General features: G+C 71.0%; 9 protein-coding genes. 7 read left to right on the top strand and 2 right to left on the bottom strand.

Translation table 11 applies throughout. From position 1 onward, the window contains the following. Positions 1-126: 126 nt before the first annotated feature. A complete protein-coding gene (locus ACWEF6_RS38155) occupies positions 127-849 on the bottom strand; it encodes a hypothetical protein (RefSeq protein ID WP_449687399.1) in 723 nt (240 codons plus the stop codon). Positions 850-963: 114 nt separating this feature from the next. Here ACWEF6_RS38155 and ACWEF6_RS38150 point away from each other — a divergent pair, with 114 nt between their 5' ends. The 5 genes from ACWEF6_RS38150 to ACWEF6_RS38130 all read left to right on the top strand — a co-directional run bounded on the left by ACWEF6_RS38150 (position 964) and on the right by ACWEF6_RS38130 (position 4,737). Then, positions 964-1,239, top strand: coding sequence for an SAV_915 family protein (locus ACWEF6_RS38150; RefSeq protein WP_310971029.1), 276 nt, complete (start codon positions 964-966; stop codon positions 1,237-1,239). 106 nt (positions 1,240-1,345) lie between these two features. Next, the gene (locus ACWEF6_RS38145) at positions 1,346-3,139 is read left to right on the top strand and encodes an acetyl/propionyl/methylcrotonyl-CoA carboxylase subunit alpha (RefSeq protein ID WP_449687398.1); all 1,794 of its coding nucleotides are present in this window, start codon (positions 1,346-1,348) and stop codon (positions 3,137-3,139) included. A 58-nt stretch (positions 3,140-3,197) separates the two neighbouring features. Then, positions 3,198-3,734 carry a DUF1707 SHOCT-like domain-containing protein gene (locus ACWEF6_RS38140; protein ID WP_310971032.1) on the top strand — a complete coding sequence of 179 codons (537 nt, stop codon included), beginning with the start codon at positions 3,198-3,200 and terminating at the stop codon, positions 3,732-3,734. A 7-nt stretch (positions 3,735-3,741) separates the two neighbouring features. Next, a complete protein-coding gene (locus ACWEF6_RS38135; protein WP_310971033.1) occupies positions 3,742-4,131 on the top strand; it encodes a DUF1707 SHOCT-like domain-containing protein in 390 nt (129 codons plus the stop codon). A gap of 75 nt (positions 4,132-4,206) precedes the next feature. Beyond that, positions 4,207-4,737, top strand: coding sequence for a GNAT family N-acetyltransferase (locus ACWEF6_RS38130; RefSeq protein WP_310971036.1), 531 nt, complete (start codon positions 4,207-4,209; stop codon positions 4,735-4,737). A 7-nt stretch (positions 4,738-4,744) separates the two neighbouring features. Here ACWEF6_RS38130 and ACWEF6_RS38125 read toward each other — a convergent pair whose 3' ends face one another. After that, on the bottom strand, positions 4,745-6,478 hold the full coding sequence (locus ACWEF6_RS38125) for a glycerol-3-phosphate dehydrogenase/oxidase (protein WP_310971037.1): 1,734 nt from the start codon (positions 6,476-6,478) through the stop codon (positions 4,745-4,747). A 235-nt stretch (positions 6,479-6,713) separates the two neighbouring features. Here ACWEF6_RS38125 and ACWEF6_RS38120 point away from each other — a divergent pair, with 235 nt between their 5' ends. Then, positions 6,714-7,463, top strand: coding sequence for an MIP/aquaporin family protein (locus ACWEF6_RS38120; RefSeq protein ID WP_310971038.1), 750 nt, complete (start codon positions 6,714-6,716; stop codon positions 7,461-7,463). A gap of 31 nt (positions 7,464-7,494) precedes the next feature. Continuing rightward, positions 7,495-9,009 carry a glycerol kinase GlpK gene (glpK, locus tag ACWEF6_RS38115; protein WP_449687397.1) on the top strand — a complete coding sequence of 505 codons (1,515 nt, stop codon included), beginning with the start codon at positions 7,495-7,497 and terminating at the stop codon, positions 9,007-9,009. The last annotated feature ends 55 nt before the right edge of the window (positions 9,010-9,064 follow it).

Raw genomic sequence — 9,064 nt, 5'->3', positions numbered from 1 at the left:
GCCGCACCCCCGCCCCCCCCACCGCACTCCAAGCCCCGGTTGTTTGGGCGGTAGTCCCACATCCCCCCTAATTTGGGGCTGGCGGCGCCCCCCCCCCCCCCCCCGCCACATTGGGGCGCTTGCGACTCAGGACGGGCAGGCGCGCAGGTCGGCGCGGGTGAGGCGGATGTCCGGCCAGCCGCGCAGGTCCGAGGGCGACGTCACCCGGCGCGTGCAGCCCACCGTCCGGCCCGAGAGGTCGTACACCTCGCCCAGCACCGGCGCGGTCGCGCACTTCGGCGTGCCGGAAGCGGAATCCGGGCAGTCGTGGCGGACCACGATCACGTCGGGGCTGGCGTCGGCCGTGACGTCGTAGAGCGACAGCGTCCCGGCGTCCGCGTAGAACGGCTTGCCCCAGTCGCGCCACACTCCCCCGCTGGCGACCAGCAGTTCGCCGTACGCGGCCGTGCCGTCGTCGCCGACGTCGCCGCGGACCAGGCACGCCGGCGCCGGGCCGTCGATGCAGCGCAGCGAGTTCTGGTCCAGCCGGACACCCAGCTGGGCGATCGACAGCTCGAACACCGTGCCCGGCTCGGGCCCGACGCGCAGGCGGGCCGAACCGCCCGCGGTGCCGGTCAGCAGCACCACCGGCGTGCCCCCGACGGTCACCGCCGCGAGCTGGCGGCACGGGCCGCCGCCGCAGGTCACCGCGGGTGTCACCGGGCCGGCGGCGGGCTCGGCCAGTCCGGGCGCCGCCTCGGGCCGCGGCCGCAGCAGGAACACCGCGCCGATCGCGCCGACCGTGACCACCGCGGCCAGCACCGCGGTCAGCAGCGCCGACCGGGGCGTCCGCGCTGCCGTAGTCCGCATAAGACAGAGCGTAAGCCGCTTCGCGCGCGTGCGTCGGCAGCGCCCCGTGACGATGTGGCGGGTTCAACCCGACGGGGTCACGGGTAGCGGAGGGTGTCCGTCTATGTTGTCCGGGTGACGAACCCGAACCTGCCGCCCGCCCTGTACCTCCCGACCGGCCCGGTCGACCCCGAGGCCGAGGGCGCGTCCATCGAATTGCGGCGCACGCCGGACGGCCGCACCGCCCTGGTCGCCTTCACCGCGCTGGACCGGCTGATCGACTGCTGCGGCGAGCACCAGCCGTGGGTGCTGGTGAACACCGAGCACCTGCCGAAGGTGCACTCCGCGAACCCGTACGACGTGATCGTGCTCGACTCGCCACTGCCCGAGGAGCTGCGCCACCACGTCTGAGCGTGGTCCACCTCTCACTCAGGAGACTCCGGACGTCAGATCCGTAGACTTCCCTGATGCCGCGTGGGCGGTCAGCAATGCAGCTGTCGGACGCAGGAGGTGCGGGGTGGCCGAGCAGGTCGGCGAAACCACGGGTGGTCCGGTGACCAAGATCCTGGTCGCCAACCGTGGCGAAATCGCGGTACGCGTCATCAGAGCCGCGAAGGACGCTGGGCTGGCCAGTGTCGCGGTGTACGCCGACCCGGATCGCGACGCGCCGCACGTACGTCTGGCCGACGAAGCCTTCGCGCTGGGAGGCACGACGGCCGCCGAGAGCTACCTGAACTTCGACAAGCTCCTGGACGCCGCCAAGCGGTCGGGCGCCGACTCGGTGCACCCCGGCTACGGCTTCCTCTCGGAGAACGCGGACTTCGCGCAGGCCGTCCTGGACGCCGGGCTGACCTGGATCGGGCCGAGCCCGCAGGCGATCCGCGACCTCGGCGACAAAGTCACCGCCCGCCACATCGCCACGCGCGCGGGCGCGCCGCTGGTGCCGGGCACGAAGGAGCCGGTCAAGGACGCCGCCGAGATCGTCGCGTTCGCCGACGAGCACGGCCTGCCGGTGGCCATCAAGGCCGCGTTCGGCGGTGGCGGCCGCGGCCTGAAGGTTGCGCGCACCCGCGAAGAGATCCCCGAGCTGTTCGAGTCGGCCACCCGCGAGGCGGTCGCCGCGTTCGGCCGCGGCGAGTGCTTCGTCGAGCGGTACCTGGACAAGCCGCGCCACGTCGAGGCGCAGGTGCTGGCCGACATGCACGGCAACGCGATCGTCGTCGGCACCCGCGACTGCTCGCTGCAGCGCCGGCACCAGAAGCTCGTCGAGGAGGCGCCCGCGCCGTTCCTGAGCGACGAGCAGCGCAAGCGCATCCACGAGTCCGCGAAGGCGATCTGCAAGGAAGCCGGCTACTACGGCGCCGGCACGGTCGAGTACCTCGTCGCGACCGACGGCACGATTTCCTTCCTCGAGGTCAACACGCGGCTGCAGGTCGAGCACCCGGTGTCGGAGGAGACGACCGGGCTGGACCTGGTCCGCGAGATGTTCCGCATCGCGCGCGGCGAGCAGCTGCGGATCACCTCCGACCCCGAACCCCGCGGCCACTCGATCGAGTTCCGCATCAACGGCGAGGACGCCGGCCGCGGCTTCCTGCCGGCGCCGGGCACGGTGACGAAGTTCGTCGCGCCGAGCGGGCCGGGCGTGCGGGTCGACTCGGGGGTCGAATCCGGCAGCGTCATCGGCGGGCAGTTCGACTCGATGCTGGCCAAGCTGATCGTCACCGGGTCGGACCGGAACAACGCCCTCGAACGCAGCCGCCGGGCGCTCGACGAGATGGTCGTCGAAGGCATGGCGACGGTGCTGCCGTTCGACCGCGTGATCGTGAACGACCCGGCGTTCATCGGCGACGAGAACGGCTTCAGCGTGCACACGCGCTGGATCGAGACGGAGTTCGACAACCGGATCGAGCCGTTCGTCGCCCCGGACGTGGAGGCCGCCGAAGAGGAACCGCGGCAGAACGTCGTCGTCGAGGTCGGCGGGCGCCGGCTCGAGGTGTCGCTGCCGGGCGGGTTCGCGTTCGAAGGCGGCGGGGGCGGCGGGACGGCCGTCAAGGCGAAGCCGCGGAAGCGGGCCGGCGGCACCAAGGCGGCGGTGAGCGGTGACGCCGTGACGGCGCCGATGCAGGGCACGATCGTCAAGGTGGCCGTCGAAGAGGGCCAGACGGTCGAAGCCGGTGAGCTGATCGTCGTCCTCGAGGCGATGAAGATGGAGAATCCGGTCACCGCCCACAAAGCGGGCACGGTCACCGGGCTTTCGGTCGAGGTCGGCGCCGCCGTGACGCAAGGCACACAGCTGCTCGAGCTCAAGTAGCACGGTTCGTTACAGATGTCGTGGTGGGCCGCCCCCGGGGCGGCCTACCATCGACTACGTGACCGAAGTCCCGTCTCCGCAGTTGCGGATCAGCGACCAGAACCGTGAGTCCGCGCTGTCCGCCCTCGGCGAGCACATGAGCGCGGGGCGGATCGACATCGACGAGTACGGCGAGCGCTCGGCCCGGATCACCGCGGCCAAGACGCGCGGCGAGCTCGCCGAGATCTTCGCGGACCTCCCCGCCCCGCACCCGCGGTACGAGGACGTCCCGCAGGCGGTCGCGGCCCCCGAGCCCGCCGCCGCGCCACCCGAGCCGGCGCGCCCGCGGACCCCGGACAACTGGTCGCCGCCGCAGCGGTTCCTCGCCGCGATCGTGCCGCTGGCCTTCATCGCCGCGATCGCGCTGATCGCCACGGGCACGCTGGCCTGGCCGATCATCTTCGTCCCGATCGGGCTGACGGTGTTCGGCAAGTCGATGTGGGGCCACGACTGGAACCACGACCAGCACCACCGCGACCGCCGCGAGCGGCACCTGCGCGACCGCGAGCGCCGCCGCGAGCTGCGCGACTCCTACCGCCGCGAACTGGGCCGCTGATCCAGCCGTGGGCGACATGCGGTTGAGCGACGAGGAACGCCAGGACGCCCTGGACGTCCTGGAGGAACACGTCCGCACCGGCCGGCTCGACATCGACGAGTACGGCGCCCGGTCCGCGAAGGTCACCGCGGCGAAGCGCGTCAGCGAGCTCGTACCCCTCTTCGACGACCTGCCCTCACCCCGGCCGAGCGCGTTGCTGACCGGGGTGTCGGCGCCGATGGTGGCGCCTGCCGGGGACACCGCCCTGGTCCGGTTCCTGACGGCGGGCGCGGTCCCGATCGCGATCGTCCTGGCGATCGCGGTGCTGATCCTGTCCCGCGGCCGGCTGCTGATCATTTCGGTGGCGCTGCCGCTGGTGGTGGCCATGATCGCCGGGGCGCGCCGCCGCCGCTCCTGATTGCTCCCTTTCGCCGGGCAACCTTGATCGCCGGGCCGGGAGCGGCTCGCTCCCGGCCTGGCTAGGCTGGGCGGAGTGGAACCGGTGGAGATCAACGCGGGCACGTACTACCTGCGCCAGCTGCGCGCCGACCGCCACCTCGACGACCGCCCGTTGTTGATGGAGGCGTTCGCCGATCCGACGCACCGCAAATACGTCCTGAACTACCGGCTGCGCACCCTGGACGAGGCCACCGAGTACGTGGCCCTGCGGGCGGCCCAGTGGGCGGGCGACGAGCGTTGTTCCTGGGCGATCGCGGAGCCGACCTCGGGCCGGCTGCTGGGCGAGGTCGGGTTGCGCGAGCTGAACCTGGACGCGTCGTACGCCGAGGCGACGATCTGGGTCCACCCGGCCGAGCGCGGCAAGGGGATCGCGACGACGGCGTTGAACGCGGCGCTGCGGTTCGGCTTCGGCGGCCTCGGGCTGACCGAGGTCAGCTACCGGTACGAGGAGAGCAACGCGGCCTCGGCGATCGTCGCCGAGCGCTGCGGGTTCACCCTGGTGGGCCCGGAGGCCGAGCGGGCGCCGACCGGTGAGCGGTTGATCCGCTGGCACCGGACGTCCTGACCCCCGCTCAGCTCACCGGCTCCACGATGCCCGCGCGGGCCTCCGGCGCCGCCGACCTCAGCGCGTCCGCCGCTTCGTCGTTCGGCTGGGACTGGGACTTGCGCTCCGCCTCCACCCGGGCCCGGTAGACCTCGATCTCGTGCTTCACCGTTTCGGGCGACCAGCCGAGCACCTCGCCCACCAGCGTGGCCACCTGCTCGGCGCAGTCCACGCCGCGGTGCGCGTACTCGATCGAGATGCGCGTCCGGCGGGCCAGGACGTCCTCCAGGTGCAGCGCCCCTTCGTGCGAAGCCGCGTACACCACTTCGACGCCCAGGTAGTCCGGGGCGTGCTCGATCGGCTTCAGCAGCTCCGGGCGGCCCTCCGCCGAGGCCAGGACCTCGTGGACGAGTGAGCCGTAGCGGTCCAGCAGGTGCCTCACCCGGTAGGGGTGCAAGCCGTGCTCGGCGGCCAGGTGGTCGGCCTGGTTGACCAGCGCGTGGTAGCCGTCCGCACCCAGGAGGGGGACCTTGTCCGTGATGGACGGCTGGGAGCGGCCCGGCAGGTCCACCGCCGCCGCGTCGACGGCGTCCGCCGCCATCACCCGGTACGTCGTGTACTTGCCGCCCGCGATCGCCACCAGGCCCGGGGCCACGCGGGCCACCGCGTGCTCGCGCGACAGCTTCGACGTCTCTTCGCTCTCCCCCGCGAGCAACGGGCGAAGGCCGGCGTACACGCCTTCGATGTCGTCGTGCGTCAGCGGTGTCGCGAGGACGGTGTTGACGTGCTCGAGGATGTAGTCGATGTCGTGCTTCGTCGCCGCCGGGTGCGCGAGATCGAGGTTCCAGTCCGTGTCCGTCGTGCCGACGATCCAGTGGTTGCGCCACGGGATGACGAACAGGACCGACTTCTCGGTGCGCAGGATCATCCCCGACTCCGAGACGATCCGGTCGCGCGCGACGACGATGTGCACGCCCTTGCTCGCGCGCACCCGGAACCGGCCGCGGCCGCCCGACAGGCGCTGGAGCTCGTCGGTCCAGACGCCGGTGCAGTTGATCACCGCGGCGGCCGAAATCTCCGTTTCGCGCCCGTCCTCGACGTCGCGCACGCGCACGCCGGACACCCGGTCGGCTTCGCGCAGGAACCCGACGACCTGGGTCGACGTCCGCACGACCGCGCCGTAGTGCGCCGCTGTCCGCGCCACCGTCATCGTGTGGCGGGCGTCGTCGGACTGCGCGTCGTAGTAGCGGATCCCGCCGATCAGCGCCGAGCGCTTGAGCGCCGGCACCATCCGCAGCGCGCCGGCGCGGGTCAGGTGCTTCTGCCCCGGGACGCTGCGGGCGCCGCCCATCGTGTCGTACATCAGCAGGCCGGCCGCGGTGTACGGGCGCTCCCACACGCGGTGCGTCAGCGGGTAGAGGAAGCTGACCGGCTTCACCAGGTGGGGCGCGATCGTCGTCAGCATCAGCTCGCGCTCGCGCAGCGCCTCCCGGACCAGGCCGAATTCGAGCTGTTCCAGGTACCGCAGGCCGCCGTGGAAAAGCTTGCTCGACCGGCTCGACGTCCCGGACGCGAGGTCGCGGGCCTCGACGAGCGCGACCCGCAGCCCGCGCGTCGCGGCGTCCAGCGCCGTGCCCGCCCCGACGACGCCACCGCCGATGACGACGAGGTCGAACGTCTCCTTGCCGAGCCGCTGCCACGTCTCTTCCCGCTTGACCGGGCCCAGTCGAGCCGGGTTCGTCTCCGCTGCGTGCTGCGCCACGTGACATTCCTCCTCGTGCCGGCGAGGCTTCCAGCATCGCACGACCCGGTGATCATCCGCCCGTCCACGGATGACACTTGTGGCGTAACCCTCCGCGATCTTGAAAAGATTCGGCTGCCCGGTGCTTGGAAGTAGCTTCTACGCCCCGGTAACGTCGCGCGGACGTGGGTCGGCAACGGGGCCGTGGCACGCCGTGATCGACCCTGCGCAGAGTGTCCAGTGTGGAGGTGCAGCGGTGAGTGCTGGAGCAATAATCGTCTGGGAACTACTGGGAACGGCCGCGCTGATCCTGCTCGGCAACGGTGTCGTCGCGAACCACGTGCTCCGTAAGAACAACGGTCACAACGCGGGCTTCCTGTTCATCAACTTCGGCTGGGCGTTCGCCGTCTTCACCGGCGCCAGCATCGCCGCCCCGAGCGGGGCCCACCTCAACCCGGCCGTGACCCTCGGCCTCGCCATCGCCGACAAGACCAAGTGGGCGGACGTCCCGCTGTACTTCATCGGCCAGTTCGCCGGCGCCATCCTCGGTGCCGTGCTCTGTTGGGCCGCCTACAAGCTGCAGTTCGACGACCACCCCGAGCCCGAGAACACCCTCGGCATCTTCTCCACCGCACCGCAGATCCCCAACACCGCCTGGAACCTCGTCACCGAGATCATCGGCACCTTCGTGCTGGTCGCCTGGATCCTGCTCAGCCCGGTCTACGCGGCCGGCGACGGCGGCACCCCGAACTTCGGCAACTCCGCACTGGGCTACGCGGGCGTCTCGTTCGTGGTGCTCGTGATCGGCACCTCCCTCGGCGGGCCGACGGGCTACGCCATCAACCCGGCCCGCGACCTGGGCCCGCGGATCGCGTACGCGTTCCTGCTGCCGATCAAGAACAAGGCCAACGCGAACTGGGGCTACTCGTGGATCCCGGTCGTCGGCCCGCTCGTCGGCGGCGCCCTGGCCGCCCTGCTGTACCTCGCCGTCCACAACCTGACCTGATCGCCCGATCGACGGAAATCCGGGAGCACACATGACTTCGTACGTAGCCGCGATCGACCAGGGCACCACGTCCACCCGGTGCATGATCTTCAACCACGAGGGCCGCGTCGTCTCGGTCGACCAGCGCGAGCACGAGCAGATCTTCCCGCGCGCCGGCTGGGTCGAGCACAACGCGGAAGAGATCTGGGAGAACACGCGCCGGGTCGCCGCGGGCGCGCTGGCCAAGGCCGACCTCACGGCCAAGGACATCGCCGCCGTCGGCATCACCAACCAGCGCGAGACCGCCCTCGTCTGGGACAAGACCACCGGCAAGCCGGTGTACAACGCGATCGTCTGGCAGGACACCCGCACCGACAAGATCGTCACCGAGCTCGGCAACCTCGGCGGCGGCCAGGAGCGCTACCGCGACAAGGTCGGCCTCCCGCTCGCGACGTACTTCTCCGGGCCCAAGGTCAAGTGGATCCTGGACAACGTCGAGGGCGCGCGTGAGAAGGCCGAGGCCGGCGACCTGATCTTCGGCAACATGGACACCTGGGTGCTGTGGAACATGACCGGCGGCGCGGACGGCGGCGTGCACGTCACCGACCCGACCAACGCGTCGCGCACCATGCTGATGGACCTCGACACCCTGCAGTGGGACGCCGAGATCGCCGGCGAGATGGGCATCCCTCTTTCGATGCTGCCGGAGATCCGTTCCTCGTCCGAGGAGTACGGCAAGGTCCGCGAGAAGGGCGCGCTGGCGGGCGTCCCGATCGCGGGCATCCTGGGCGACCAGCAGGCCGCGACGTTCGGCCAGGCCTGCCTCTCGCCCGGCGAGGCCAAGAACACCTACGGCACCGGCAACTTCATGCTGCTCAACACCGGCACCGAGAAGGTGATGTCGCAGAACGGGCTGCTCACCACGATCTGCTACAAGATCGGCTCGAAGGACACGGTCTACGCGCTGGAAGGCTCCATCGCCGTCACCGGTTCGCTGGTGCAGTGGCTGCGCGACAACCTCGGCATGATCACAACGGCGGCCGAGATCGAGGAGCACGCACGCAGCGTCGAGGACAACGGCGGCGCGTACTTCGTCCCGGCGTTCTCGGGCCTGTTCGCTCCTTACTGGCGATCCGACGCCCGCGGCGCGATCGTCGGCCTCACCCGGTTCGTCAATAAGGGCCACCTCGCCCGCGCGGTCCTGGAGGCGACGGCGTTCCAGACGCGCGAAGTGCTCGAGGCGATGAACGCCGACTCGGGTGTTTCGCTCACCTCCCTCAAGGTGGACGGCGGGATGGTCGTCAACGAGCTGCTCATGCAGTTCCAGGCCGACATCCTCGGCGTGCCGGTGATCCGCCCGGTGGTCAACGAGACCACCGCGCTGGGTGCCGCGTACGCCGCCGGCCTGGCCGTCGGGTTCTGGAAGTCCGAGGACGACATCCGCACCAACTGGGCCCAGGACAAGCAGTGGGAGCCGTCGATGGACGACGCCCGCCGCGAGCGTGAGTACCGCAACTGGAAGAAGGCGGTGACCAAGACGTTCGACTGGGTCGCCGACGAGGACTGACCGGCCGGGGCCGGGGGTGCCACGCCGTGGCGCTCCCGGTCTGGCTTGTCAGGCT

The sequence above is a fragment of the Amycolatopsis sp. NPDC004772 genome, assembly GCF_053601215.1.
This window is presented reverse-complemented; position numbering and strand designations above follow the sequence as displayed.